Genomic DNA, 25226 nt, shown 5'->3' on the forward strand with positions numbered 1-25226 from the left:
CCCTGGCCGAGGCCGGCCGGCCGCTGGGGCGCGCGGCGGTGATCGGCGAGCCGACCGGCCTCAAGCCCATCCGCCTGCACAAAGGCGTGATGATGGAGCGGCTGGACATCACCGGCCAGAGCGGCCACAGCTCCGATCCCAGCCTTGGCCACAGCGCACTGGAGGCCATGCACGCGGCCATCGGCGAGCTGCTGGCACTGCGTGCCGAGTGGCAGCGCGACTTCCACAACCCGCTGTTCCGGGTCGCAGTGCCGACGCTCAACCTGGGTTGCATCCACGGCGGCGACAACCCCAATCGCATCTGCGGTCGCTGCGCACTGGAATTCGACCTGCGGCCCCTGCCGGGCATGCACGCCGACAGTCTGCGCGCAGCGATCCGCGAGCGGCTGCGGCCAGTGGCCGAGCGGCACCAGGTGCGCATGGACTTCGCGCCGCTGTTTCCGGAGGTGCCGCCCTTCGAGGAGTCCGCGGACAGCGAGCTGGTGCGCCTGGCCGAGCGACTCACCGGGCATGCGGCCGAGGCGGTGGCGTTCGGCACCGAGGCGCCGTATCTTCAGCAGCTCGGTTGTCAGACCCTGGTGCTCGGCCCCGGCGATATCGCCTGCGCCCACCAGCCGGACGAATACCTGGCCCTGGAGCGCATCGAGCCGACCGTGCACCTGCTGCGCCGGCTGATCGAGCACTATTGCCTGCAACCGTCCACCTGATCACGCCCCATTCGACAGGTCCCATCCTTCATGCACGACTACGTCAGCTGGCTCCGCAATTCCTCGCCCTACATCAACGCGCACCGTGAACGCACCTTCGTGGTCATGCTGCCGGGCGATGCCGTCGAGCACGCCAACTTCGGCAACATCGTCCACGACCTGGTGCTGCTGCACAGCCTTGGTGTGCGCCTGGTGCTGGTGCACGGCTCGCGGCCGCAGATCGAGGCGCGCCTGGCGCAGCGCGGGCTGACGCCGCGTTTCCACAAGGATCTGCGCATCACTGACCAGCCCACCCTGGAGTGCGTGATCGACGCGGTCGGCCAACTGCGCATCGCCATCGAGGCGCGGCTGTCCATGGACATGGCCGCTTCGCCCATGCAGGGCGCCCGCCTGCGGGTGACCGGCGGCAACTTCGTCACCGCGCGACCGATCGGCGTGCTGGACGGCGTCGACTACCAGCACACCGGTGAGGTACGCCGCATCGACCGCAAGGGCGTCGGTCGCCAACTGGACGAGCGCAGCATCGTGCTGCTGTCCTCGCTCGGTTACTCGCCTACCGGTGAAATCTTCAACCTGGCCTGCGAGGACGTGGCCACCCGGGCCGCCGTGGAGCTGGGCGCCGACAAGCTGCTGCTGTTCGGCGCCGAACAGGGACTGCTGGATGACAGTGGCCGCCTGATTCGCGAGCTGCGTCCCCAGCAGGTGCCGCAGCATCTGCTGCGCCTCGGCGCCAGCGACCAGGCCAGCCTGCTCAAGGCCGCCGCGAGCGCCTGTCGGGGCGGGGTGAAGCGCTGCCACATGGTCAGCTACGCCCAGGACGGCGCGTTGCTTAACGAGCTGTTCACCCGCGACGGCAGCGGCACGCTGATCGACCAGGAACAGTTCGAGTCGCTGCGCGAGGCGACCATCGCGGATGTTGGCGGCCTGCTGGAGCTGATCCGCCCGCTGGAGGAGCAGGGCATTCTGGTGCGGCGTTCGCGGGAAGTGCTGGAGCGCGAGATCGGCCAGTTCAGCGTGGTGGAGCGCGACGGATTGATCATCGCCTGCGCCGCGCTGTATCCGGTGCCGGACTCCGACTGGGGCGAGCTGGCCTGCCTGGCCGTGCATCCCGACTACCGCCATGGTCATCGCGGCGATGCGCTGCTCGAGCGCATCGAGGACCGCGCCCGTGCCCTGGGGCTCAAAACCCTGTTCGTGCTCACCACCCGCACCGCGCACTGGTTCCAGGAACGCGGCTTCAAGGCCAGCGGCGTGGAACGCCTACCGGCCGCGCGCGCCTCGCTGTACAACTACCAGCGCCAGTCGAAGGTGTTCGAAAAGCCGTTGAATCCGTAGCCGGAACCTAGGGTGGTCAACGCTATGCGTTGGCCACCGTGGCGGCCAGAACAGCGCTGACCGCCCACACGCCCGGCACGGCCACGCACGTCAGTGGGCGATATTCAGCAGGCTCGCCTGATAGGCCGCGACGAAGCTGTCGAAATCGCCTTCGTCCGCTGCCTCGATGCGTTGCTGGGCCAGCAGCGACTCGCGCGCCAGGCTTTCGAAGCGTGCCTGCTCGTCCGTCGCCAGGGGCGCGGCGAGCAGCGTTTGCGCATGCGCATGGCTCTGCCGGCGGGCGAACGCGGTGTGGCTTTCGCCACGCTCGCGCAAGGTCGCCAGAACCCGCGCCGATGGCGTGCGCTCGGCATCCTCCACCTTGGCCTGTTGGGCCTGCAGGGCGTTGACGTGGCCCTGGCCGCCGCGTGCGTGGTCGAGCAGCTCGGCGACCGGACGCATGTCCTGCAGCAGCTCAGTCGCCCACTGGCGCAGCTCCACGGACTGCTTGCCGTTCTGCAGCTGCAGACCGGGACGGCGTCCTTCGGTGGCGGTCTTCAGGAAGTTGGCGGTGCAGCGGCCGCACTCGCCATCCATCAGCAGCGGGCTGTCCTGCAGCGCGCAATAGAGCAGGAAGGTGTCGAGGAACAGGGCCTCGGTCAGATCGATGCCCAGCGGCAGGAACGGGTCGATGTCCAGGCAGCGCACCTCCACGTACTGCACGCCGCGCGCCAGCAGGGCCTGCAGCGGGCGTTCGCCGGGAGCGGTGACGCGCTTGGGGCGGATGCTGGAGTAGTACTCGTTTTCGATCTGCAGCAGGTTGGTGTTCAGTTGCAGCCATTCGCCGTCACGCCGGGTGCCGATCGCCGCATACGCCGGGTAGGGCGTGGACACGGCGTTCAGCAGGCTCTCGGTGTAGCTGGCCAGGTCGTTGTAGCAGGGCGTCATGCCGGCCTGGGCGCTGTTCTGGTAGCCCAGGTCGCTCATGCGCAGGCTGGTGGCCCAGGGCAGGTACAGGGTGTCGGCGTCCAGCTGCTGCAACTGGTGGTTGCGCCCGCGCAGGAAGTTGGCATCCAGCGCCGGCGAGGCGCCGAACAGGTACATCAGCAGCCAGCTGTAGCGGCGGAAATTGCGGATCAGGCCGATGTAACGTGCCGACTGGTAGTCGCGGGCGTCGCGGCTGTCGTTCTCGGCGGTCCGCAGCAGGGTCCACAGCGCCTCGGGCAGCGAGTAGTTGTAGTGGATACCGGCGATGCACTGCATGGTCTTGCCGTAGCGCAGCGCCAGGCCCTTGCGGTAGACGTACTTCAGGCGACCCGTGTGCGAGCTCCCGTAGCGGGCGATCGGGATGTCTTCCTCGGCCGGCAGCGGGCCGGGCATGGAGGCGCTCCACAGGTACTCACCGTCCAGCTTGCCGCAGGTGAAGCGATGGATGCGTTCCAGCTCGTCGAGGGTCTGCGCCGGATCGGTGCTGGTGCCGGTGATGAATTCCAGCAGCGCTTCGGAATAGTCGGTGGTGATCCGGTCGTGGGTCAGGGCCGAGCCCAGTGCCGCCGGGTGCGGCGTGAGCGCCAGCTGGCCCTGTTCATCGACCCGCAGGGTCTCGCGTTCGATGCCGTGCAGCGCCTGGCCGAGCAGGGGCAGATGCGCCGGCTCGCCCAGCAGGGCCAGGCGACGGGTGAGTAGATCGCTCAATGTTCTGAATTCCTACGCGCGAAGATCGACCCAATATGAGGTTGGACCTTCGCGACTACAAGAGCGCGGCGGCCCGCGCAAACAGGCCGCCGAACGGGAAAAGGTTACAGGCAGGCGAAGGTGGCCTGCGCCTTGGCCACCAGCTTGTCGTTCTGGTGCACGTCCGCTTCGATGACCTGGGTGCGCCGACCGGCATGCACCACCCAGGCGCGGCAGACCAGCTCGCCGTCGCTCACGCTGCGGATGTAATTCACCTTGCACTCCAGGGTGACCGTGTTCGGTACCCCGTCGTTCAGGCTGTGGCTGGCCTGGCCCATGGTGGTGTCGATCAGCGAGAACAGCGCGCCGCCGTGCAGCTTGCCGTGCAGGTTGCGCAGCCCGTCGTGCATGTTCAGGCGCAGCAGCGCCTCGCCCTTCTCCACCGTGATGATTTCCAGGCCCAGCAGGCGCCCGAAGGCGCTGCTCTTGCCGATGGCTTCGTCTTGCAGGCTCACGTTACTTCCTCAGCTGCTTGGCGTTGGCGAACAGCGCGGCCATGGCGGCATTGGCCGGGGCCGGCTTGTCCTGTGTGGCGTGGCGCTCGCTGCGCGGCTGGCCGCCGCGGCTGCCACTGCGGGATTGTCCGCCCCGCGGCCCGTCGACCTTTTCGCCGGGGGTGTCGGACATGCGCATGGACAGGCCGACGCGCTGGCGCGGGATGTCCACCTCCATGACCTTGACCTTGACGATGTCGCCGGCCTTGACCACTTCGTAGGGGTCCTTGACGAACTTCTCGGACAACGCCGAGACGTGCACCAGGCCGTCCTGGTGCACGCCGATGTCAACGAAGGCGCCGAAGTTGGTCACGTTGGTGACCACGCCTTCCAGCACCATGCCGGGCACCAGGTCCTTGAGGGTTTCCACGCCTTCCTGGAACTCGGCGGTCTTGAATTCCGGGCGCGGGTCGCGGCCGGGCTTGTCGAGTTCCTTGAGGATGTCGGTGACGGTGGGCAGGCCAAAACGTTCGTCAGTGAACGTGGCCGGATCAAGGCGCTTGAGGAACGCGGAGTCACCGATCAGCGAGCGGATGTCGCGGCCGGTGTCGGCGGCGATGCGCTGCACCAGCGGGTAGGTTTCCGGGTGCACGGCCGAGGCGTCCAGCGGGTTGTCGCCGCTCATCACGCGCAGGAAGCCGGCGGCCTGTTCGAAGGTCTTGTCACCCAGGCGGGGCACCTTCTTCAGGTCGGCGCGGGATTTGAACGCGCCATTGGCATCGCGGAACTGCACGATGTTCTGCGCCAGGGTGGCGTTGAGGCCGGAAATGCGCGCCAGCAGCGCGGCGGAAGCGGTGTTCACGTCCACGCCGACGGCGTTCACGCAGTCCTCGACCACCGCGTCCAGCGAGCGCGCCAGCTTGAGCTGCGACACGTCGTGCTGGTACTGGCCGACGCCGATGGCCTTGGGCTCGATCTTCACCAGCTCGGCCAGCGGGTCCTGCAGGCGGCGGGCGATGGACACCGCGCCGCGCAGCGACACGTCCAGCTCGGGGAACTCGCGGGCGGCCAGTTCGGAGGCCGAATACACCGAGGCGCCGGCCTCGCTGACCATGATCTTGGTGAGCTTCAGGCCCGGCACCTTCTTGATCAGCTCGCCGGCCAGCTTGTCGGTCTCGCGGCTGGCAGTGCCGTTGCCAATGGCGATCAGGTCCACGCCGTGCTTGGCGCACAGCTTGGCCAGCACCGCGAGGGTGCCGTCCCAGTCGTTGCGCGGCGCGTGCGGGTAGACGGTGGCGGTGTCCAGCAGCTTGCCGGTGGCATCCACCACGGCCACCTTGCAGCCGGTGCGCAGGCCCGGGTCCAGGCCCAGGGTGGCGCGCGGGCCGGCCGGCGCGGCCAGCAGCAGGTCGTGCAGGTTGCGGGCGAACACGGAAATGGCTTCGTCCTCGGCCTGCTCGCGCAGCTCGCCGAGCAGGTCGGTTTCCAGGTGGGTGTAGAGCTTGACCTTCCAGGTCCAGCGCACCACCTCGGACAGCCACTTGTCGGCGGCGCGGCCCTGGTTGCTGATGCCGAAATGCTCGCCGATCATCAGTTCGCCCGGATGCATGGTGCCGGGCGCTTCGTCGCCCACCTTCAGGGCGATGCTCAGCACGCCCTCGTTGCGGCCGCGGAAGATCGCCAGGGCTCGGTGCGACGGTACGCCCTTGAGGCGTTCATCATGCTCGAAGTAGTCGCTGAACTTGGCGCCTTCGGTTTCCTTGCCGGGGACCAGGCGGGCGCTGAGGGTGGCTTCGTTCTTCAGGAAGGTACGCAGCCGGTCGAGCAGCGTGGCGTCCTCGGCGAAGCGCTCCATGAGGATGTACTTGGCGCCTTCCAGCACCGCCTTCACATCGGCGAAGCCCTTCTCGGCGTCGATGAAGCGCTCGGCTTCCTGTTCCGGATTCAGTTCCGGATCGCCGAACAGCGCGTCGGCCAGCTCGCCCAGGCCGGCTTCGAGGGCGATCTGGCCCTTGGTGCGGCGCTTCTGCTTGTAGGGCAGGTAGAGATCTTCCAGGCGGGTCTTGGTGTCGGCCTGCAGGATCTCGCGTTTCAGTTCGGCGGTCAGCTTGCCCTGTTCCTCGATGCTCGCCAGGATCGCGCCGCGGCGCTCCTCCAGTTCACGCAGGTAGCGCAGGCGCTCTTCCAGATGGCGCAGTTGGGTATCGTCGAGACTGCCGGTGACTTCCTTGCGGTAGCGGGCAATGAAGGGCACGGTCGAGCCCTCGTCGAGCAGGGCCACGGCGGCGGCCACCTGCTGCGGGCGTACAGCCAGTTCTTCGGCGATGCGGGAATTGATGTCCATGTAGGTACCTTGCGTCGAACAAAGCCTGCAGGTCGGGCCTGCGCGAAAGGGCGGGAGTATAAAGCAGCCGCGTGTCCCGCGCGGCAAACGCAGCGGCAAGGCCAACAGAGGAAAAATCTGTTAACAATGGCCAGACTTGGCGCCGATGGGGCTGCGCCATAATGCGCCGCACATTATTTCGGGAGTTCCGATGAGCAGCACGGCAACCGCCAGCGATGGCGAAAAGATCCTGGTAGTCGATGACGACGCGCGCCTGCGCCGTCTGCTGGAACGTTTCCTCGACGAACAGGGCTACCGGGTCCGCACCGTGGAAAACGTCGAGCAGATGGACCGTCTGCTGGCCCGCGAACTGTTCCATCTGGTGGTCCTGGACCTCATGCTGCCCGGCGAGGATGGCCTGTCGGCCTGTCGCCGGCTGCGCGAGAAGAACAACCAGATCCCGATCATCATGCTCACCGCCAAGGGCGACGAGGCCAGCCGCATCCAGGGCCTGGAAGGCGGCGCCGACGATTACCTGGCCAAGCCGTTCAACCCGCGCGAGCTGCTGGCGCGCATCAAGGCCGTGCTGCGCCGCCAGGCGCCGCTGGTGCCCGGTGCGCCGGCCAGCGAGGACGAGGTGGTCAGCTTCGGCGACTACCAGCTGTCCTTGGCGACCCGCGAGCTGAAGAAGGGCGACCAGGTGCAGATGCTCACCACCGGCGAGTTCGCCGTGCTCAAGACCCTGGTGCAGCACGCACGCGAACCGCTGACCCGCGACAAGCTGATGAACCTGGCGCGCGGCCGCGAATGGGACGCCCTGGAGCGCTCCATCGATGTGCAGATCTCGCGCCTGCGCCGACTGATCGAGCCGGACCCGTCCAAGCCGCGCTACATCCAGACGGTGTGGGGCGTGGGCTACGTGTTCGTGCCGGACGGCAACAAGTGAGCCGAGCCTCTCCGGCATGAACGCGCCGTTCTGGTTTCCGCAGAGCTTCTTCTCGCGCACCCTGTGGATGGTGCTGATCGTCGTGCTGTTCTCCAAGGTACTCACGCTGGTGTACCTGATGATGAACGAGGACGTGCTGTTCGATCGCCAGTACAGCCACGGCGCGGCGCTGACCGTGCGCGCCTACTGGGCGGCGCCGGAGGCGGATCGGCCGAAGATCGCCGAGGCGGCCGGCCTGCGCATCGCGCCGCGCGCCCAGGTGCCGGACGGCGAGCATCACTGGCCGTACAGCGATATCTTCGCCCGGCAGATGCAGGATGAACTGGGCCCCGAGACCCAGGTGCGCCTGCGCGCCCTCGGCTCGCCGGCGCTCTGGGTGCATGCACCGAGCCTGGGGCCGGACTGGCTGCGGGTGCCCATGTACCCCTCCCCGCTGCGTGGCCAGCGCATCTGGAACGTGCTCGGCTGGTTCCTGGCCATCGGCCTGCTGTCCACCGCGGCGGCCTGGATCTTCGTGCGCATGCTCAACGCGCCGCTCAAGCGCCTGGTGTTCGCCGCCCGCCAGGTGGGCCGCGGGCGCAGCGTGCGCCTGCCGATCAGCGACACGCCCAGCGAGCTCACCGAGGTGTACCGGGCGTTCAACCAGATGGCGGCGGACGTGGAGAAGGCCGCCAGCGAGCGCGAACTGATGCTGGCCGGCGTGTCCCACGATCTGCGCACGCCGCTGACCCGTCTGCGCCTGTCGCTGGAGCTGTTGGGCACCGACTCGGAACTGACCGAGGACATGGTGCGCGACATCGAGGACATGGACGCCATCCTCGATCAGTTCCTGGCCTTCATCCGCGACGGGCGCGACGAGCCGGTGGAGGATCTGGACCTGGCTGAGCTGGTGCGCGAGACCGTGGCCCCCTACAACCAGCAGCGCGAGCAGGTGCAGCTGGCGGTGCAGGCCGGCATCCCTCCCGTGCCGCTGCGCCGTATCTCCATCAAGCGCCTGCTCACCAACCTGATCGAGAACGCTCTGCGCTACGGCGGCCAGGAGGTGCGCGTCGAGGCGCGGCTGGCCGGCGATCCGGGCGCGCCCTTCGTGCTGCTGAGCGTGCAGGACCGTGGCCCCGGCCTGGCGGAGCACGAGCTGAGCGACATCTTCAATCCCTTCATCCGTGGCGACCGCGCCCGGGGCGGCACCGGCACCGGGCTGGGCCTGGCGATCGTCAAGCGCATCGCCGCATTGCACGGCGGCCACGTGGAACTGCGCAACCGCGAAGGCGGCGGACTCGAAGCGCGGGTGTGCCTGCCGCTGGGGCTGCTGCTGCCGCGCGAGGCGGGCTGAGCCGAGAGAGCCGGGGGGCGGACTGGCCCGCGAGCTTTTCTTGTCGACCCCACCCAAAAGCTCGCGACTGACGTCGCTCCAACAGGTTGCTCCCGCAGGTTCCGCAGCGTCCTTCAATCAGCCCTTGCCGCGCGTGCGGGTAGCCCCGGGGCAGGCGTTCTTTTCCAGGTACTCGATGACCAGGCCGGCGATGTCCTTGCCGGTGGTGGATTCGATGCCTTCCAGGCCGGGCGAGGAATTCACCTCCATCACCAGCGGGCCATGATTGGAGCGCAGGATGTCCACTCCGGCGACGTTCAGGCCCATCACCCGCGCCGCGCGAATGGCGGTGGAACGCTCCTCCGGGGTGATCTTGATCAGGCTGGCGCTGCCGCCGCGGTGCAGATTGGAGCGGAATTCGCCGGGCTTGGCCTGGCGCTTCATGGCGGCGATCACCTTGTCACCGACCACGAAGCAGCGGATGTCGGCGCCGCCGGCCTCCTGGATGTACTCCTGCACCATGATGTCCTGCTTGAGGCCCATGAAGGCCTCGATCACCGATTCGGCGGCCTTCTCGGTTTCGCACAGCACTACGCCGATGCCCTGGGTGCCTTCCAGCACCTTGATCACCAGCGGCGCGCCACCGACCATGCGGATCAGGTCCGGTACGTCGTCCGGCGAGTGGGCGAAACCGGTCACCGGCAGGCCGATACCTTTGCGCGACAACAGCTGCAGCGAGCGCAGCTTGTCCCGCGATCGGCTGATGGCCACCGACTCGTTGAGCGGAAACACGCCCATCATTTCGAACTGGCGCAGCACCGCGCAGCCGTAAAAGGTCACCGAGGCGCCGATGCGCGGAATCACCGCGTCGAAACCTTCCAGCGCCCGGCCGCGGTAGTGGATCTGCGGCTTGTGGCTGGCGATGTTCATGTAGGCGCGCAGGGTGTCGATCACCTGCACCTCGTGGCCGCGTTGCACTCCGGCTTCCACCAGACGGCGCGTCGAATACAGGTTGGGGTTGCGTGACAGGATGGCGATCTTCATTGCGCACCGGAGAGATTGGGGAGCTGGGGCTTGTCCTGGACATAGGCAAGGGCGGGGTTGACCACCAGTTGGCCGTCGATCAGCGCCTTGGCGCCGAGCAGTACACGAAAGCGCATGTTGCGGCGGCAGGTCAGGGTGAAGTGCACCGGCCAGGTGCGGTCGCCCAGGGTCAGGCGGGTGCGGATCATATAGCGCAACTGGGTCTGGCCGTTGGAGCTTTTGATCTTCTTGACGGCCACCAGCGGCGCTTCGCAGCGATGCCGGCGCTGCACCAGGGTGCCGATATGCGCGGTGAAGCGTACCCAGTCCTCGCCGCCATGGGTGAAGGGCTGGATATCGGTGGCATGCAGCGCCGAGGTGCCGGCACCGGTGTCGATCTTGGCGCGCAGGCCCAGCAGACCCAGGTCCGGCAGGCCGATCCATTCGTGCAATCCGATGACGCTGAGGTGGTCGAACGTCTTCATGGCGGCCTCCCCGGTAAATTTCCGGCATTCTAGTGGCCCGCTGCGGGCCGCACACCTGTTGTACAGGGACGGCGTTCATCCGCGAACGAGCCTGGAGAGAGCATGAACGATCGTGATGACAAGGTCCGCCTGGACAAATGGCTGTGGGCGGCCCGCTTCTTCAAGACCCGCGCTCTGGCCAAGGCGGCCATCGAGGGCGGCAAGGTGCAGCACCGGGGCGAGCGCTGCAAGCCGGGCAAGGAGCCGAAGATCGGTGACGAGTACCTGATCCGCACCGGGTTCGACGAGCGCACGGTGCGCGTGCTGGCGCTCTCTGAAGTACGCCGGGGCGCGCCGGAGGCGCAGCTGCTGTATCAGGAGACCGAGGAAAGCATCGCGCGCCGCGAGGAGGCTGCGCGCCAGCGCAAGGCCGGTGCCCTGGGTATCGAGACCGAAGGGCGCCCGACCAAGAAACAGCGCCGGCAGATTCACCGTTTCCTCGACGACTACTGAGCCAGTGCGCTGTAGGCGATGCGCGGCACGCCCTCCAGGCGCCGGGCCAGCACCTCGCCCAGCGACTGGCCCTCCGCCAGGTAGGCATCGCCGAAGCCCTGTTGCAGGGGATAGGGATGGGCAATGACCTCCAGCACACCGTTGCCGGGGAGCAGGCCATGGTGCAGGTCCAACGGTGTGCAGACGTGGTCCGCGCTGGCATGGCCCAGGCGGCGCAGTCGCTGGTTGAGCAGCGCCTTGAACAGGCGCTTGGGCAGCGTGAGGTTGCGTCCCAGGTTGCGGGCCAGACGCACCGGCACGCCCTGGTGGGCGGCGAAGCGGGCCACCACCTCGCCGACCGGCAGGATGTTGTGCACATGCTGGTGCGAGTCGATATGACTGGGGCGGACGCCGTGCTCGAGGCAGCGCTGCCATTGCGCCTGCAGTTCCGCCTCGATGGCCTGGCGAGTGCGCCGCGGCAGCCAGAGCCGATGACGCGGCAGGTTGAGGTCGAACTCCCCGGCGGCGTTGCACAGGCGCGGCTGGGCGCGGATGGCCGTGCTCAGCGGACGCCCATAGGTGAGGTTGAAGTGCAGACCGACGCGCCCCTGCAGGCCGTGCTCGCGGGTCAGCGCGCACGCCTCGACGAAGGCCGGCATGTTGGCCATGAGGGTGGCCGAGCTGATCAGTCCCTGCTGGAAGGCAGCGATGATGGTGCGGTTTTCGTCGTGGCTGAGACCGAAGTCATCGGCATTGATGATGACGCGCTGGATCATTGGCCGGCTCCCTGCAGCAGGTCGCCGCCCAGGGGCTCCCCGCTGCGCCGCTGCTTGCGCCATTCCCAGGCGCGGTGTGCCAGGCCCATGAGAATCCCGGAAGGCCGCCAGGAGTAAAAGCTCCAGCGCAGGTGTTCGACCTGGCCGTTCATGCGTTCGTGCAACTGGTGGGTGGAGCCGCTGCGGCTGATCCGTGAGGCGTCGACCCAGCGCCAGCCCTCTTCCAGGCCCCACTGGATCCATTCGTCCAGCAGCAGGCGGCCGCCGCTCAGCTCGGCGTACTCCGGCAGAAACGCCAGGTTGTAATCGTACAGCCGGCCGTTGTGCAGCAGGCCCAGGCGATAGCTGATGCAGCGTCCCTCATGCTCGAGCATGACCACCCGCACCAGATCGACGGCGGCAAGGGCGGTGAAGGCTTCGCGCATCCAGCCGCGTCGGGGTTCGCAGAAGATGCCCACTTCCTCCTGGCCTTTCCAGCTGCGTTCTTCCACTGCGGCCAGGCTATCCAGCAGAGCGCCAATGCTGGCGGCATCCGGCGCTACCCGGCGCACCGTGGCGCCGATCTCATCACTGCGCTTGCGTGCCTTGCGCAGTTTGTAGCGCACGTTGCGGTGCGGTTCCTGGCGGTCCTGCGGGGAAATGAGGTGGTAGGGAGCACGACAGCTCAGGTGGCAGTGGTGGCTTGAACTCAGGTGAGCCCAGTGCTGCATGCAGCGCTGGGTGTTGGCGTCGGTGGTGAGTTCGTTCAGCTGCAACAGGGTATGCGGCAGCCGGCGGCGTATTTCTTCCAGCGCCTGGGTCAGGCCGCTGTCGTCGAGCTGGCAAAGCAGGGCGAGTCGATCACTCATCGGATAACCGAGGTGGCGCAGGGTGCGCCAGCGCAGTCCGAAACGCGATTCGCGGAACGCCACCAGCGGCAGGCACAGGGACAACTGATCGCCCTTCCACGCCAGCAGGACATGCAGCGGCTGGTCCGGCTCCAGGTTGTGCTCAGCGGCGAGCAGCCAGGTCAGGTGATTGAACGGGGTGCTGTGGGACAGGCGCTCGCAAAGTTGCGCATAAGCCTGGACGGGGAAGTCGGGTGCGGACAGCGAATCACACCATTGGAAGCGGTAATCCATGACCGATCGCTCTGGCTGTTTGGAAAGTGAGCTATGCAAACGAGCCCGTGCGACGTCCTGCTGCATGGGCAGCACCTGTTATAGCAGTGTTTCGACCGGCAGGCGCCTCGAAAGGATGGGTTACACATTGCGCTTTACGAAAAACTGACATTTGTCGGCGGCTCGCACGGGCCTGCCAGAGCTTGGCTAGAGTTCGCGCAATCCCTGGCGTGGGCTGTCTTTCACGGGGATGAGAACGCCTCTATTTCTGCAAGGACGCATGAAATGACAGACCTTTCCGCACTGGCTGCCGATCTTCCCGTGTCGACGGAACCTGTGCACCGGATCGTCGTGGTCGCCGAGCCCAACGAGCTGGCCCACCATCTGCAAGCCTGGGAACAGTTGGTCGAACAGGCCGCCGAGCCCAATGCCTTCTATGAGCCCTGGGCGCTGTTGCCGGCGTTGCGCCATCTACGCGGAGGGCAGGCGGTCCGCGTGCTGCTGTTCTTTCGGGACAGTGAGCGGACAGTGCTCGATGGCATCCTGCCCCTGTTCGGCAGGAGCTACGGCAGGCTGCTCGCCTGCCTGCACACGTACCGGCATCGCTACTGCTTCTCCGCCGAACCCCTGCTGCGCCGCGGCCGGGAAAGCGAGGTGGCGCACAGCTTTGTCGCCTGGTTGCGGCAGTTTCGCTACCCACTGCTGAGCCTGCGGGGACTGGATGCCGAGGGTGCCTGGCTGCGCGAGCTCCGCCCCGCCCTGCAGCGCTGCGGGTTGCGCTTTCTGCCAGCCGCCCCGGTGCAGCGCGCGCTGCTACCCCTTGAGGGTGGTCTCGAGGCGTTCCTGGAGCGTACGCCGGCCAAGAAGCGCAAGGAGTATCGACGCCTGCGGGAGCGTCTGGCTGGGCTGGGCGATCTGCAGGTCGATGTTTTGCGGCCGGGCGCGCGGGATCTGCAGTCCTGGCTGGACGCCTTTGTCGCGCTGGAGCTCAAGGGCTGGAAAGGGCGCGAAGGCACTGCCCTGGGCAGCCGGCCCGAGTGCCGGCGCTTCTTCGAGGAAACCGCGCGCAGCGCCCACGAAAGAGGCCTGCTGGTGATGATGCGTATGAGCCTGGACGGCAAGCCGCTGGCCATGCTCTGCGACCTGCTGGCGCCGCCGGGGCGTTATGCCTTCAAGACCGCCTACGATGAGGACTACTCGCGTTTTGCGCCGGGCGTCCTGCTGGAAATCGAAAACGCCACCCTCAGCTTCCAGGACCCGCGTGGCGTGGAATGGCTGGATTCCTGCGCGGCACCGGATAACGCGCTCCTCAACCGACTCTACCCGGGCCGCCGCAGCCTGAGCGACCTGACCATCTGCCCCCAGGGTCTGGCGTGGGCAGGCCTGATGGCGTCGAGTGGCCTGAAGCGTCTGCGTCAACGCTGGCGCCTGGAAGAAGCGGGTCGTACGGCCTGAGCGGTTGCCCCGGGTCCGAGACCCGGGTGCGCGCCTTGAGTCTCACCACCAGCCGCTGGATTTGCCGCTGGGCAGCAGGCCCGGTCGTTCGACCGGGATGGGTGACTGGGGACGGGCGGGCTGTACGGTGAAGCGCAGGCCGCCGAAGAAGGTGTGGGCATGCACCTTGCGGCCGTCCTCACGGAAGCCCAGGCGCTCCATGAGCCGCAGCATGATGCGGTTGCGACAGTCCACCACGGCGACCGCGCGCTTGTAGCCGCGACTGCCCAGCAGTTGCCAGAGATAGTCCTGTCCGCCCAGGAACAGGGCGCTGCCCCGATGGGTCGGTGCAATCTCCAGGGCAAACAGATAAGCATCACCGGGTGTCACCGGGAACCAGCTGCGGAAGTAATGGCCATCGTAGTAGTCGCGCGGGCTGATCCACATGAAGGCGCAGACGTCTCCGAAGGAATCCAGTGCGGCGTAGCCATGCAGGTCGGGCTGGGCAAGCAGGTCGGCCATCACCCCCAACTGCTCGGGGAAGTGGCGCCGAAAGGCCGGCAGCAGGCGCGGGCTGATATCCACATAGCGCCAGGCGTGCCGGCGCGGCAGCTTCATTGGCGTCTGGCTCAGCTCGCGGGCGAACCAGTGCAGCTCGTTGTGCGCATAGATGAAGCGTTCCCGGAACAGGCGCAGCGTACCCATCCATCCCTTGCGCCGCAGCTTGCGGTTGAGCTCCTGAAGTTTCATGGCTGCTCCCAGGTCAATGCGAACAGGGTTTCGCCCGGAACCTCGAAACGCCACGCGGTGTCCTCACAGCGGGGCGATGAGGGGGTGGCCCCATCGCCGAACAGGGTGAGGTGCGGAGGGTCGAGTCCCGAGCAGGGGGTGCCGTCCAGATCGAAGCGCACCTGCTGGTTGCGGGCTACCTTGTTCACCCCCAGCAGATTCATCCTGACGCCGCTGCGCATGGCCAGGGCATCGATCTCGAAGGCGTCGTTGTCGAGCTTGAGCACCTGATCACCCCAGTGCTCGAGCATGAACACCATGGCCTGCCCGACCGGCCGCAGGCTGTAGCGATCACCGGCCTCCAGCTTCAGCAGGCCTTTGAAGTGATGGTCGTCGTCGGCGAGCAGGAACCAGTTGAGCATGTCCAGCAAGCCATCCTGCGAGGCCTGGATGGCCACCGAGGCCCACCACAGCGCGGCGAACCGGGTTTCCTGCTCGTAGGGGCTGACGGTATTGCCGCTGGACAGATTGGTCTGGTCGATCAGCAGGGCCTTGCGGGGTCGCCCTTGAGGGGTGTAGCCGACCAGGTCGGCGGCCTGGCGCACGCTGTAGCGGTACCACTCGGTGGCGCGCAGGTCGCGTATGAACCATTCGTGCCAGGCCAGCGCGTCGATCAGCGGCTCATGCTCGGCCAGCAATCGGGCCGCCCAGTCCAGGCCGCGCCGGTCTCGTGCGCCCTGCATGGTGGGGCCGTTGACCAGTCGGGAGGACGCCGGCATGGCGATGCGGATACCCGCCGCCTGGGCGCGCGGGTCGTCGCGCACCTGTCGCGCCATCTGGGCGAAGTAGCGTGAGAACGCCGCATAGCTGGGGTAGTTGAGGTTGGGCTCGTCCGCTGGCGACAGGTAATGGATCCCCCCCTTGCCCAGGCTGATGGTGCTGTCCAGCCAGGCCTTCAGGCCGGCTCGGCTGGTGGCGTCGAAGTCCAGCAGGTGCACGCGCCCGGTCTTGGCCATCAGCGTAATGTCGTGGTCGATGCCGTAGCGGTGCCGGTACTGGGGGCGGAAGCGCTGTTCGTGTGCCGGGTTGCGGGCCATCACGTTGACGAAGCTGTAGTGGCCGGCCGTCTGCGGACGCAGCTCGCCCATCAACTGGGCATCCTCCGGCAACGTGTAGGGAAGCCCGATGCCCAGGCGCGCCGGCGGGCCAACCACGCTGTCGCGCAACGTCAGGTTGACGCGGCCCTCGGCCTGGCTGGGGCGACGTCGCAGGTCCTCGGGGCGCTGGGCGAACAGGTTGTCGGTGTTGTCCAGCCAGAAGGCGGCCTTGCCCGTGCCAACGAGGCGCAGGCGCCAGATTTCGTCGCGCTCGGATACCGGCAGGGAGAGCAGATCGTGGCGCGGGTACAGGCCGTGGCGCCTGAGCTGCAGCGTCAGAGCCTTGCCGTCGCTCAGGCGTTCGGCGTGCAACGCCCTGACCCCGTCATGGTGCTTACCGCCCAGCTGGGCGCCGACCCCGGCCGGAACGCGGAAATACAGCTCCAGCTCGCGGCCGGTTTCCAGGCTGAAGTGGTGCTTGACGGGTTCGAACAGCGAGGCGGCCGTGTCGGGATGGCGGACCCGGTAGTGGCGGAAGCTATAGCCGGGAATCTCCAGGCGATAGCCGTCGTCGTCGGGCTTTATCCGCCATTCGCGTCGTCCCTGCACTTCTTCGGCAGGGATTGCGAAGCGTTGCACCAGCTGCCCGTTGCCGCGTTGCAGATACAGCTGCTCCTGATTGGCATCGGCTTGCCAGGCCGGGCTCCATTCGATGTGCAGCAGTTCCTCCCGAGTGGGCCAGACATGTACCGCGCCGTCGCGGATGCCCGACCATTCCAGCGCCAGGGAGAGGGAGGGAAGGCTGCTGAGCAGCAGCCCGATCAGAGCCCGCCGGGTTCGCATGCCGACCTCCGTGCCAGCAGATGGGAAGAAAGGAAGCCAATGTCGCTGGGCAGAATCAGCAGGGTCTTGCCGACGGGTACCCGGCTGAGCCGGGTATACAGCACCAGCATGGACAACGTGAGGACACTGTAGGCGGTGGATGAGGCGATTGCCGCTCCAACGATGCCCATCTGCGGAATCAGCACCGCGTTCATGGCCAGGTTGAGCGCGGCGGCGAAGCCGGCCATCCACGACAGGGTCCCGGGGCGACCCTTGCCGACCAGGTCCAGGTGCAGAATGCTGGCGTAACAGAGGCTGAAGATGCCCGGCAGCAACGCGAGCAGGGCCGGGTAGGCCGGCCGATAGGCCTCGCCGAACAGCAGCACGATCAGCCATTCGCCCAGCACCGCCATGCCCAGGCAGGCGCCGAGCATGGCCGTGCCGGTCAGGCGCAGGGCCAGGGGGGTCAGTTCGTCGATGCCCTCGCCCTGCTGCAGCAGTTTTTTCATCAGGGGCGTGGTCACCGCCTCCGGCACGATGATCAGCAGTTCGGCTGCCGCGCTCGCCATGGCGTAATAGCCCAGTGCGGTGCTGTCGAGCATGAGGCCGATCAGCAGGTAATCGGCGCGCATCAGCAACTGCTGGAAGAGGATGTCCGGGTGGCTCTTGCCACCGATGCTGAGCATCTCCCGGCGGCTTTCGCGGTTCCAGCGCAGGTGCAGGTCATGGAAGCGCGCCAGCAGACACAGGCCGACCACGACCGCCAGCGACAGCCCGCCGATCCAGCTGATCACCGCCGCCTCCAGCGCCATGTCCTGCCAGATCCAGAACAACGCCAGGAACAGCGCGAGCGGGGTCAGGGATTCAATCAGGCGCAGGCTGTTGAAGGCGCCCACGCGGCCATCGGCGTTGTGCAGATTGAACAGCGCGCTTTTCAGTACGAACAGGGGCACCACCAGCAACAGCAGCCAGGCCAGCAGGCCCAGCTCCTGGGCCAGGTCCAGATCCTGACCGAGGCTGCGCAGCAGGACGACACCCACCAGGGTGGCCAGCGCCGAGAACAGGCAGCCATACACCAGCACCAGGGCCAGCAGGGCGCCCATCGGACGCTGGCGCGCCGACTGATAGCCGAGCGCCGTGTTCAGACCGCCGCTGGTGATGCCGCCGATCATCTCCGGCATGGCGCTGAGCAATGCGAACAGGCCCCGGTCGGCGGGGCCGAGAATGCGTGCCAGCAGGATGTTACGTGCCAGGCGCAGCACCAGCATGGCCAGGCTGGTGCCCACGCTCTGCAGCATCTGGCGCAGGAAGTGGCGCTTGCTCATGCCCGCTCACCCTGCATCATTCGCCAGGCCAGCAACGACGGTCGAACGGCATTCAGCTGGCTGACACCGATACGTGGCAACGCCAGGCTGTCGTCCCGGCCGCTGAACAGGCCGGGCCGGGTACCCAGGGCATAGCGGTAACGGTGGCTGCCGAGCCGGCGCCTCACGGTTTCGTCATGGTCGCCATTGGGATAGCAATACACCGGCAGCGGGTTGCGGCAGCGCTGTTGCAGCAGCGCAGTGCTGTCGTGCAGTTCCCGTTCCAACTGCTGCGCGTCAAGCTGGGTAAGGATGCTGTGGCTGGCGCCATGGGGGCCGAAACGCACCAGGCCGGAGGCCTCCAGGGTGCGCACCTGCTCCCAGTCGAGGGCATGGGGCTCGGCATCCGCCGGACAGCTGTCGGCCAGGGCCTGCAGGGCGCCGCCCGGCAGCCGCTTGAGGCTTTGCAGGAACAGGCCCAGGGCGGTGCTGCGCGTCAGTGGGTCGCTGGCGTCGAGAATGGCCGGAGGGGGTGATGCGCCCATCTCGCGCAGACGGGTGCAGAGCTGTCCGCAGGCGGCCGTGCCGTGCCGGCCCCAGAGTGTTTCCCCAAGGCTTTCCCACCAGAAGTGGCGTCGCGTGCCGATGAAGTCGGTGGACAGGAAGATGCTGGCCGGCACTTCGTAGCGCTGCAACAGCGGAAAGGCCTGGCTGGCGTTGTCTCGCCAGCCGTCATCGAAGGTCAGCGCCGCGCGCAGGCGATCCGAAGGTCCGGCATGCGGGTCGAGCAGCTCCATGAGGGGCACGCACTCGAAGTGGCTGCGCAACCAGCGCAACAGCCTTTCGAAGGCCGGGCTGCCGATGCACAGCTCCCGGCGGTGCGGCAGGGCGGCTTCCCGGTCGTCCGGAATGACCCGGTGCAGCATGAGAATGACGCCCTCGGCCTGCTGGCGTCGGGACAGGGGGTTGTGCAGATAGCACCAGCCGGCACCGGCCTTGAGAGCCTGTTTCAAATTCATGGAGGTTACTCAGCGATTCTGTTGCGGATTCCACTGGCTGAAGCGTTGGCCACTGGCGAAGTGCCAGACGCCGGCGCCGATGGCGGTGAGGGTGACCAGCACGTAGGCGGCCAGGCGGAAGGGCTTCGGCAGGCGGTGATGACGGCCCAGCAGGCCGACCAGGGCGACGGCGTAGCCGCTCAGCTGGGCGAGCAGCGTGAAGCGATAGAACGCGCCGCTGTCCCAGAGCCAGAGATTGCTGAGCAGCAGCGGAATCAGCAGGATCGGCACCAGGCGGCGGAGCAGCTTGTGGGTCAGCAGGCCGATGGCGAAGAAGCCGTGGCGACGCGGATCGAGCAATTCGCGGCGGCGCACCAGGCTCTGCAGGCCCTGGGTGGTGATGCGGTGCCGGCGTCGGAACTGGTTGCCGGCGGTTTCCACGCCGGTATCCACGACCCGGGCGTTTTCGGCGAAGACGATCTGCCGGCCGGCCACCGAGGCGCAGGTGGTCAGGAAGAAGTCGTCGGTCACATCGCCCGGCACGGGCTGGAACAGTTCGCGGCGCAGCGCCTGCAATCCGCCATCGGCGGAGGCCATGCAGCCGGTACGGCTTTCCAGGCGGCGCAGCCAGGACTCGTAGGCGCGGTAGAGGCGGTCGCCGATGGCCAGGGCCCGGCCGGACGAGGGAATGGCCACGTTGCCGGCCACGGCGCCGACGCGGGGATCGGCAAATGGCTGCACCAGCTGCGCCAGGGTGTCCGGCTCCCAGAGCGTGTCGGCATCGCTGAACACCAGGATATCGCCGTCGGCGACCGACACCGCCCCGTTCAGGGCCTCGGCCTTGCCGCCGCGGGGCAGGTCCAGGACGCGGATGTCGTGGTCGGGATGCTCGTCGGCGAAGCGTTGAGCCAGCGACACGGTGGCGTCGCTGGAGCCATCGCTGGCGATGATGATCTGGCACAACTCGTGCGGGTAATCGGCGTCGAGCAGCGATTGCAGTTTGGCCTGCATGTGCCGCTCCTCGTTGTAGGCGGCGACTATCAGGCTTACCCGCGGGCGCTCGGCGGGGAGCGCCATGCGGGGCGGCGGCTGCAGCAAGCCGTAGAGCGCCACTAGGGCGGGATAGCCCAGGTAGGCAAAGAAGGGCAGGAAAAGGCAGAGCCAGAACAGTGCTTCAGCCACGTGAGGGCCTCCGTGCGGTCAAGTCCAGGAATCCGAGCAGCAGGGCCAGTCCGGCCACGTGCATGCGCAGCCAGTGCAGCAGCAGCAGACGCAGCGCCAGCAGCGGGCGTCGGCGGTTGTAGCGATGGCGCAGTGTCAGCAGGGCGGCTGGCAACCAGCCGAGGGCGAAGACGCCCAGAGCCGTCAGCGGCTGACCAAGCAGCAGGAGGAGCAGTGCGAATGCGGTAACCGCCCAGTGGCCAGCCGCCAGCAGTGGAAAGCGCAGCAGGCGTGGATTGAGCTGGTTGCCACGCAGCAGCTGAACCAGGCTGTTCTGTCGCCAGAGCTCCTTGCCCAGCCATTCGCGCCAGCTGGTTTCAAAGCCCCAGTTGAGCACCGTGGGAGTGGGCAGGCTGAGCAGGCGGGCCCCGGCGCGGCCCAGGCGCAGGCTGAAGTCCTTGTCCTCGCCGGTGCGCAGACGCTCATCGAAGCCGCCGACCCGCTCGAACCAGTGCCGCTCCAGGCACAGGTTGGCAGTGGGGAGCCAGTCCAGCAGGGTGGCGCGATCACGCTCGGCGGCCACCTTGTGCAGCCAGGCGCGGGCGTACCAGGGCGCTTGCGGTGGCGGCTGATGGACCAGTCCGAGCACGTCGGCGCAGTCCTTCTGGCGAACGTTGTTCCATTCCAGCAGCCAGCTTTCCGGCACCTGCATGTCGGCATCGAGAAACGCCAGCCACGCGTGTCGGGAGGCCGCCGCGCCCCGGTTGCGCAGGGCGGCGATGCTGAGGCGAGGACAGTCCAGTACCCTGGCGCCGAGCTCCCGGGCGATCCGCGGACCGTCGTCGCTGGAACCGTTGTCGACGACGATCACTTCCCACTCGCACCCGGCGCGCTCGGCGGCCGCTCGCACGGCCTGTAGGGTGCGGGTGATGTGCCGAGCCTCGTTGAACATCGGGATGACGACGCTGATGGCCTGGCTCATGCGGGACGTGCCTCCGGCAGGGTGGCCGCCGCGGTCGCCTCGGTGGTTTCCAGGCGCATGCCGCTGGAGATGGCCAGCAGGATCCACAGCAGCTTGCTATTGGGGATGCTCAGGAATAGCAGGAACACGCTCAGGGCCAGAAACGTCAGCCCCATGAAGGCCGCCAGCTGCGCGCGATGGTTGTCGCCAGCCTGGAGCCAGTGCGCGCGGGCGTGCTGAAAGTTCTTCAGGCCAAGCAGCACCAGGGCGATGAACAGCAGGCCACCGGGCAGGCCGACCTCGCTGAGCATGCCCATATAGGTGTTGTGGGCGACCCGGTGCAGGTTGGGGTCATTGGGGCTGAGGGAGAAAGCCACGGCGAAGCCCGACTCGGCGTATTCCAGCGGGAAGGTGCCCGGCCCCGAACCGAGCAACGGATGCTCGGCAATCACCTGGCTGCCGACGACCAGATAGGAGGTGCGGCGGCCCAGCGAGGGGTCGTCGTAGGAGCGCACTCCCTGCTTGATGAAGGCCAGGGTCTTGACCCGCTCGACGTACTCATCGGGCAATGCCTGGAAGGCCAGCGGGGCGCCGATCATCAGCGCCAGTAGAATGAAGCCGAAGTGGCGCGGCTGGATGTAGCGGCGGTAGGCGCGAAAGTGCCAGAGCGCCCCCAACAGGCAGAGCAGGAAGATCAGGAAGCCCGAACGCGAGCCGGTCTTGGTCAGGCCGAAGATCAGGAACACCATCAGGCCCAGCCAGAACAGGCGCATCAGCAGATGGCGGGCGCGCAGGGCCAGCAGCAGTGCGGGCGGAATGGCGGTGGTCAGCAGCAGGGCAAAATAGTTGGGATCGGTGAGCAATCCCAGGGAGCGGCCGGTGCGCTCGTCGATGTTGTCCAGCGCGATGACGCCGCTGACGCTGACACCTAGCACCATCAGACGGGCCAGCCAGAGCAGGTCGAGCTCCTTGTAGAGCAGCAGGGTCAGGCCGAACAGTGACAGGCCGACCGACAGCTGGCGCAGGGTTTCCAGCGACAGGGGAATGTGCCGGCTGTAGAGAATGCTCAGCACATAGCAGAACAGAAATGGCAGCAGCAGCTTCCACAGGTTGCTGCGCAGGCGCTGCTCGGGCAGCTGGCGCAGCAGCAGCTGCAAGGCCACCACCAGGATCAGGGTGTAGCCCACCAGCTTGCCGCCGGTGATGGCGCTGCCCTCCGGGAACAGGCCCTCGACCGGAATCATCGCCACCAGACCGAGAATGCCCCAGGCGGGATGCTTGTACAGCACGCCGAGCGCGATCAGTGCGGGCGCCAGCAGCGGCGCCACGAACGGCAGGGGACCGGCCAACAGGACGGCGATGGTCAGGCCGAGCAGCAGGGACAGCGGAAGTATCAATGCCATGAAGGGTTTCCCGCGCGACGATAGAGCTGGTCCCAGCGTGCGGTCTGGCCAGGTAGGTGAAAGCGTTCCTGCTGAACCTGACGGGCCCGTTCGGCCAGGCGCTGGCGCAGCAACGGGTCGTTGAGCAGGCGTTCGGTCTGGGTGATCAGGTCGGGCAGATCCTCGGCCGGACTGAGCAGCGCGGACTGCTCATGGATGAGCACGTCGGGAATCCCGCCTACCGCGAAGGTGGCGATGGGAGTACCGAGCTGCATGGCCTCCAGCAGCACCATGGGTGTTCCCTCGGTCCGCGAGCTGAGGACCAGCACGGTCAGCGCGCTCAGCCAGTCGGTTATCCGCTCCTGGTAGCCGGGGAGCAGGATGCGTCCGCAAAGGCCAGACGCCGCGATGCGTGCTTCGAGTTCTGCGCGCTGCGGACCTTCACCCAGCAGTACCACTGACAGCGCCGGATGGCGTCGACACAGCGCGATGGCCAGCTCGACGAACAGGTCCGGTCCCTTTTCCAGGCTGAGCCGACCGACGAAGCCCAGCAGCGGCGCCGGTGGGGCCGCAGCCGGACGTCCGACCGGTTGTCCAGCACTTGCCGGCAGGCCATTGGGCAGCACATGCAGCTTGTGTCCGCGCACGCCGGCCTTGCGCAACAGGCGGGCAATGCTGTCGGCTACACAGACCACCGCCTTCACCTGCGGTGTGCGGCATAGCTGCAGCGTCAGCCAGGTGTACACGCGCTGCTTGCGGTTGCTGGGCGTGAAGCCGTGCTGGGTGGCGATCAGCGGCAGGCCGAAACGGCAAGCGGCCAGCCAGCCGAGCACCAGGCCCTTGAAACCGTGGGCGTTGATCAGCAGCCGGGGGCCGGCCGGGTCAAATTGCGTCTGGCGTATGGCCTGCAGCAATTCGCGCAGCCCGCCGCCGCAGCGGCGGATCTCCACGCCGGCTGCGGCGAAACGCTGAAACAGGCTGTCGGGACCGCTGAGCAGCCACACCTGATGTTTCCCCGGCACATGCAGGCAGTGGTCGAGCAGCATGCGCTCCAGTCCGTAGAAGCCGCCGCTGCCGAGCAGGTGCACGATGCGCTGTGGCGCGTCCCGTGTTGCGGTCAGCTGGCAGCCCAGTGCCGAATCCATGGCAGACGTCCTGTCTTGTGCGGGTCGGTTTGGTCGGGATCATCGGCGTCGATGGTCATGAGTACCGGCAGGCCCAGCTGCTCACCGACCTGACCCGGGTGCTTGAAGCGGTGATCGAAGAACTCGCGGATGTAGCCCAGGGCGATGGCCAGTAGCAGTCCGGTCAGCAAGCCCAGCGGAATGACCTTGGAGGGCACCGGGAAGGTGGCTTCGGTGGGTTCGAACGGCCGCGTCAGGATGCGCGCATTGGACAGGGCACCCAGCACGTCACTGGTTCGGCTTTCTTCGTAGCGCTGGGTATAGGCGAAGAACGCCTGATGCAGCGCCTCGATCTCCGTGTTCAGCTGGCGCAGTTGCGACTGGATGCCCTGCAGATCGCGGATGCGGCTCTTGTATTCGGCGACGCGCTCGCTTTTCTGGGCGATCACCCCGGTGACGATTTCCTGATTCTTCTCCCGCTCCTGGATCCGGTTCCTCACCACCTGCAGGAACTGCTGGCGGGCGCGCTGGATCTGCGCGCGCAGGGTCTGCATCGGTACGCTGTCGGCCTGGAAGATGTCGCTTTCGGTGCCGTACTGGCTGACCAGCTCGATCAGGCGGTCACCGAGCTGGCGGATCTCGCGGTCGTCGTAGGTGGCGTTCTCCAGAGTCTGGGCGAAGGTGTAGGGGAAGCTGTAGTCGTTCAGGCGTGCCTGGCTGGCCACGTTGAGGCTCTTCTGCAGGTAGTCGAGCCAGCGGTTGCCTTCCAGTGCCCGGTCCCGGTACTGGCTGAGGTTCAGTTCTTCCTGGTTGATGGCGCTGAGCAGGAAGGTGATCTCCTCGTCCGGGTTGGCGGCCTTGGCGCCTTCCAGCAGGGTCAGGCGTTGCTCTTCCAGGCCCTTCAGGCGTTCCTGGTACTGCAGTTTCTTCTGCTCGTAGAAGTCCAGGGGCAGGTCGTTCGAGTACAGCTCCTGGCGATGGATCAGGTAGGTGTCCAGCAGGCGATTGATCAGCAGCGTGCCGAACACCGGCTCGCCGGCGCTGTAGGCAACGCTGATCACGTTCGAGCCGGGCAGGGTCTGAATCTCCAGGTCTTCCAGCACCATCATGGCCAGCGCATCGAGCAGGTTGTCGCGGATCGGCTCGACCTCCATGCCGAACAGCTCGCGCAGCGGATTAAGCACATGGGCCTGGAAGGGCTCGCTGACATGGCGGCGCCAGGGATCGCTCACCCAGCGTTGTAGCAGCCCCGGCTCCTCCTGGAAGTGCCCTTCGGCATACAGCTGCTCGACGGTGCGGCGAACCAGCGCCGGCGAGCGCAGGATGCTGCTTTCGGTTTCCATGTCGATCAGGGTCGGCGGCACGAACACGTCGCTGAGCTTGTTCAGCGCGCCGCCGCTGGGATCCATCTGGGGAAGCTTCTTCGACTGCACCAGCACTTCCGCAGTGATGTCGAAGGTCGGCTTGGCCAGCACCGGGATCAGCAGGGTGATCGCGGCGAAGAACAGGAACACCCGCTTGATCAGCCGCTGGTTGGCAAAAAATATCCGCAGGAATTCATGCAGGTAGTTTTCGGTCTGGTTCATGAC

22 protein-coding genes are annotated in these 25226 nt (G+C 67.0%); 6 read left to right on the plus strand and 16 right to left on the minus strand.

The genetic code is table 11. The features are described from left to right. Both AS93_RS0107000 and argA read left to right on the plus strand, forming a co-directional pair. The coding region (locus AS93_RS0107000) for a M20/M25/M40 family metallo-hydrolase (protein WP_027589955.1) at positions 1-707 on the plus strand (707 nt) is incomplete at its 5' end. Positions 708-737: 30 nt separating this feature from the next. Next, the gene (gene argA / locus AS93_RS0107005) at positions 738-2042 is read left to right on the plus strand and encodes an amino-acid N-acetyltransferase (protein ID WP_027589956.1); all 1305 of its coding nucleotides are present in this window, start codon (positions 738-740) and stop codon (positions 2040-2042) included. Between the two features lie 90 nt (positions 2043-2132). Here argA and gshA read toward each other — a convergent pair whose 3' ends face one another. The 3 genes from gshA to AS93_RS0107020 all read right to left on the minus strand — a co-directional run bounded on the left by gshA (position 2133) and on the right by AS93_RS0107020 (position 6533). Continuing rightward, positions 2133-3716 (minus strand): glutamate--cysteine ligase, encoded by a 1584-nt coding sequence (gshA, locus tag AS93_RS0107010; protein WP_027589957.1) that lies wholly within the window; start codon positions 3714-3716, stop codon positions 2133-2135. A gap of 104 nt (positions 3717-3820) precedes the next feature. Continuing rightward, a complete protein-coding gene (locus tag AS93_RS0107015; RefSeq protein WP_051587370.1) occupies positions 3821-4210 on the minus strand; it encodes a PaaI family thioesterase in 390 nt (129 codons plus the stop codon). A gap of 1 nt (position 4211) precedes the next feature. After that, complete coding sequence (locus AS93_RS0107020) at positions 4212-6533, minus strand: Tex family protein (RefSeq protein WP_027589959.1); 2322 nt, start codon at positions 6531-6533, stop codon at positions 4212-4214. 190 nt (positions 6534-6723) lie between these two features. On the opposite strand from AS93_RS0107020, the gene ompR reads away from it, so the two are divergent. Both ompR and AS93_RS0107030 read left to right on the plus strand, forming a co-directional pair. Further along, positions 6724-7458 (plus strand): two-component system response regulator OmpR, encoded by a 735-nt coding sequence (ompR, locus tag AS93_RS0107025; protein ID WP_027589960.1) that lies wholly within the window; start codon positions 6724-6726, stop codon positions 7456-7458. 16 nt (positions 7459-7474) lie between these two features. Next, on the plus strand, positions 7475-8791 hold the full coding sequence (locus AS93_RS0107030; protein WP_027589961.1) for an ATP-binding protein: 1317 nt from the start codon (positions 7475-7477) through the stop codon (positions 8789-8791). Between the two features lie 117 nt (positions 8792-8908). Here AS93_RS0107030 and rimK read toward each other — a convergent pair whose 3' ends face one another. Both rimK and AS93_RS0107040 read right to left on the minus strand, forming a co-directional pair. Continuing rightward, complete coding sequence (rimK, locus tag AS93_RS0107035) at positions 8909-9814, minus strand: 30S ribosomal protein S6--L-glutamate ligase (protein ID WP_027589962.1); 906 nt, start codon at positions 9812-9814, stop codon at positions 8909-8911. Beyond that, positions 9811-10278, minus strand: coding sequence for an ATP-dependent zinc protease (locus AS93_RS0107040; protein ID WP_027589963.1), 468 nt, complete (start codon positions 10276-10278; stop codon positions 9811-9813). The genes rimK and AS93_RS0107040 overlap by 4 nt, the downstream gene beginning before the upstream one ends. Positions 10279-10380: 102 nt before the next feature. Here AS93_RS0107040 and AS93_RS0107045 point away from each other — a divergent pair, with 102 nt between their 5' ends. Then, a complete protein-coding gene (locus AS93_RS0107045) occupies positions 10381-10770 on the plus strand; it encodes a S4 domain-containing protein (protein WP_027589964.1) in 390 nt (129 codons plus the stop codon). Here AS93_RS0107045 and AS93_RS0107050 read toward each other — a convergent pair. Together AS93_RS0107050 and AS93_RS18865 are read right to left on the minus strand one after the other, a co-directional pair. Beyond that, positions 10764-11525 carry a ChbG/HpnK family deacetylase gene (locus AS93_RS0107050; RefSeq protein WP_027589965.1) on the minus strand — a complete coding sequence of 254 codons (762 nt, stop codon included), beginning with the start codon at positions 11523-11525 and terminating at the stop codon, positions 10764-10766. The two genes, AS93_RS0107045 and AS93_RS0107050, sit on opposite strands and share 7 nt — an antisense overlap. Further along, the gene (locus AS93_RS18865; RefSeq protein WP_051587371.1) at positions 11522-12646 is read right to left on the minus strand and encodes a GNAT family N-acetyltransferase; all 1125 of its coding nucleotides are present in this window, start codon (positions 12644-12646) and stop codon (positions 11522-11524) included. Before AS93_RS18865 ends, AS93_RS0107050 begins: the two co-directional genes overlap by 4 nt. 300 nt (positions 12647-12946) lie before the next feature. Here AS93_RS18865 and AS93_RS18870 point away from each other — a divergent pair, with 300 nt between their 5' ends. Next, positions 12947-14080: a GNAT family N-acetyltransferase gene (locus tag AS93_RS18870; protein WP_162172920.1), complete on the plus strand. Its 1134-nt coding sequence runs from the start codon at positions 12947-12949 to the stop codon at positions 14078-14080. Between the two features lie 42 nt (positions 14081-14122). On the opposite strand, the gene AS93_RS18875 is transcribed toward AS93_RS18870, so the two are convergent. From AS93_RS18875 to AS93_RS0107105, 9 genes are read right to left on the minus strand one after another with little or no spacing between them, the layout of a single operon-like run. After that, on the minus strand, positions 14123-14809 hold the full coding sequence (locus tag AS93_RS18875) for an N-acetyltransferase (protein WP_051587373.1): 687 nt from the start codon (positions 14807-14809) through the stop codon (positions 14123-14125). Further along, positions 14806-16728, minus strand: coding sequence for a hypothetical protein (locus tag AS93_RS0107070; RefSeq protein WP_027589966.1), 1923 nt, complete (start codon positions 16726-16728; stop codon positions 14806-14808). Before AS93_RS0107070 ends, AS93_RS18875 begins: the two co-directional genes overlap by 4 nt. Further along, a complete protein-coding gene (locus tag AS93_RS0107075) occupies positions 16707-18032 on the minus strand; it encodes an oligosaccharide flippase family protein (RefSeq protein WP_027589967.1) in 1326 nt (441 codons plus the stop codon). Before AS93_RS0107075 ends, AS93_RS0107070 begins: the two co-directional genes overlap by 22 nt. Next, positions 18029-19030: a polysaccharide deacetylase family protein gene (locus AS93_RS0107080; protein WP_027589968.1), complete on the minus strand. Its 1002-nt coding sequence runs from the start codon at positions 19028-19030 to the stop codon at positions 18029-18031. The genes AS93_RS0107075 and AS93_RS0107080 overlap by 4 nt, the downstream gene beginning before the upstream one ends. 9 nt (positions 19031-19039) lie before the next feature. Beyond that, on the minus strand, positions 19040-20191 hold the full coding sequence (locus AS93_RS0107085; protein WP_027589969.1) for a glycosyltransferase family 2 protein: 1152 nt from the start codon (positions 20189-20191) through the stop codon (positions 19040-19042). After that, positions 20184-21152, minus strand: coding sequence for a glycosyltransferase (locus tag AS93_RS0107090; RefSeq protein WP_027589970.1), 969 nt, complete (start codon positions 21150-21152; stop codon positions 20184-20186). The genes AS93_RS0107085 and AS93_RS0107090 overlap by 8 nt, the downstream gene beginning before the upstream one ends. After that, positions 21149-22534 carry an O-antigen ligase family protein gene (locus tag AS93_RS0107095; RefSeq protein WP_027589971.1) on the minus strand — a complete coding sequence of 462 codons (1386 nt, stop codon included), beginning with the start codon at positions 22532-22534 and terminating at the stop codon, positions 21149-21151. Before AS93_RS0107095 ends, AS93_RS0107090 begins: the two co-directional genes overlap by 4 nt. After that, positions 22525-23658: a glycosyltransferase family 4 protein gene (locus tag AS93_RS0107100; protein ID WP_037008682.1), complete on the minus strand. Its 1134-nt coding sequence runs from the start codon at positions 23656-23658 to the stop codon at positions 22525-22527. The genes AS93_RS0107095 and AS93_RS0107100 overlap by 10 nt, the downstream gene beginning before the upstream one ends. Continuing rightward, entirely contained in the window at positions 23631-25223 is a 1593-nt protein-coding gene (locus AS93_RS0107105; RefSeq protein WP_027589973.1) for a Wzz/FepE/Etk N-terminal domain-containing protein, read from the minus strand. The genes AS93_RS0107100 and AS93_RS0107105 overlap by 28 nt, the downstream gene beginning before the upstream one ends. Positions 25224-25226: the final 3 nt, after the last annotated feature.

The organism is Pseudomonas sp. RL, from assembly GCF_000647775.1.
GTDB classification, from domain to species: domain Bacteria; phylum Pseudomonadota; class Gammaproteobacteria; order Pseudomonadales; family Pseudomonadaceae; genus Serpens; species Serpens flexibilis.

Coding starts and splice junctions, on each gene's coding strand:
- argA (WP_027589956.1), top strand. CDS start 738: ATGCACGACTACGTCAGCTGGCTCCGCAATTCCTCGCCCTACATCAAC.
- AS93_RS0107020 (WP_027589959.1), bottom strand. CDS start 6,533: ATGGACATCAATTCCCGCATCGCCGAAGAACTGGCTGTACGCCCGCAG.
- ompR (WP_027589960.1), top strand. CDS start 6,724: ATGAGCAGCACGGCAACCGCCAGCGATGGCGAAAAGATCCTGGTAGTC.
- AS93_RS0107030 (WP_027589961.1), top strand. CDS start 7,475: ATGAACGCGCCGTTCTGGTTTCCGCAGAGCTTCTTCTCGCGCACCCTG.
- rimK (WP_027589962.1), bottom strand. CDS start 9,814: ATGAAGATCGCCATCCTGTCACGCAACCCCAACCTGTATTCGACGCGC.
- AS93_RS0107040 (WP_027589963.1), bottom strand. CDS start 10,278: ATGAAGACGTTCGACCACCTCAGCGTCATCGGATTGCACGAATGGATC.
- AS93_RS0107045 (WP_027589964.1), top strand. CDS start 10,381: ATGAACGATCGTGATGACAAGGTCCGCCTGGACAAATGGCTGTGGGCG.
- AS93_RS0107050 (WP_027589965.1), bottom strand. CDS start 11,525: ATGATCCAGCGCGTCATCATCAATGCCGATGACTTCGGTCTCAGCCAC.
- AS93_RS18865 (WP_051587371.1), bottom strand. CDS start 12,646: ATGGATTACCGCTTCCAATGGTGTGATTCGCTGTCCGCACCCGACTTC.
- AS93_RS18875 (WP_051587373.1), bottom strand. CDS start 14,809: ATGAAACTTCAGGAGCTCAACCGCAAGCTGCGGCGCAAGGGATGGATG.
- AS93_RS0107070 (WP_027589966.1), bottom strand. CDS start 16,728: ATGCGAACCCGGCGGGCTCTGATCGGGCTGCTGCTCAGCAGCCTTCCC.
- AS93_RS0107075 (WP_027589967.1), bottom strand. CDS start 18,032: ATGAGCAAGCGCCACTTCCTGCGCCAGATGCTGCAGAGCGTGGGCACC.
- AS93_RS0107080 (WP_027589968.1), bottom strand. CDS start 19,030: ATGAATTTGAAACAGGCTCTCAAGGCCGGTGCCGGCTGGTGCTATCTG.
- AS93_RS0107090 (WP_027589970.1), bottom strand. CDS start 21,152: ATGAGCCAGGCCATCAGCGTCGTCATCCCGATGTTCAACGAGGCTCGG.
- AS93_RS0107095 (WP_027589971.1), bottom strand. CDS start 22,534: ATGGCATTGATACTTCCGCTGTCCCTGCTGCTCGGCCTGACCATCGCC.
- AS93_RS0107100 (WP_037008682.1), bottom strand. CDS start 23,658: ATGGATTCGGCACTGGGCTGCCAGCTGACCGCAACACGGGACGCGCCA.
- AS93_RS0107105 (WP_027589973.1), bottom strand. CDS start 25,223: ATGAACCAGACCGAAAACTACCTGCATGAATTCCTGCGGATATTTTTT.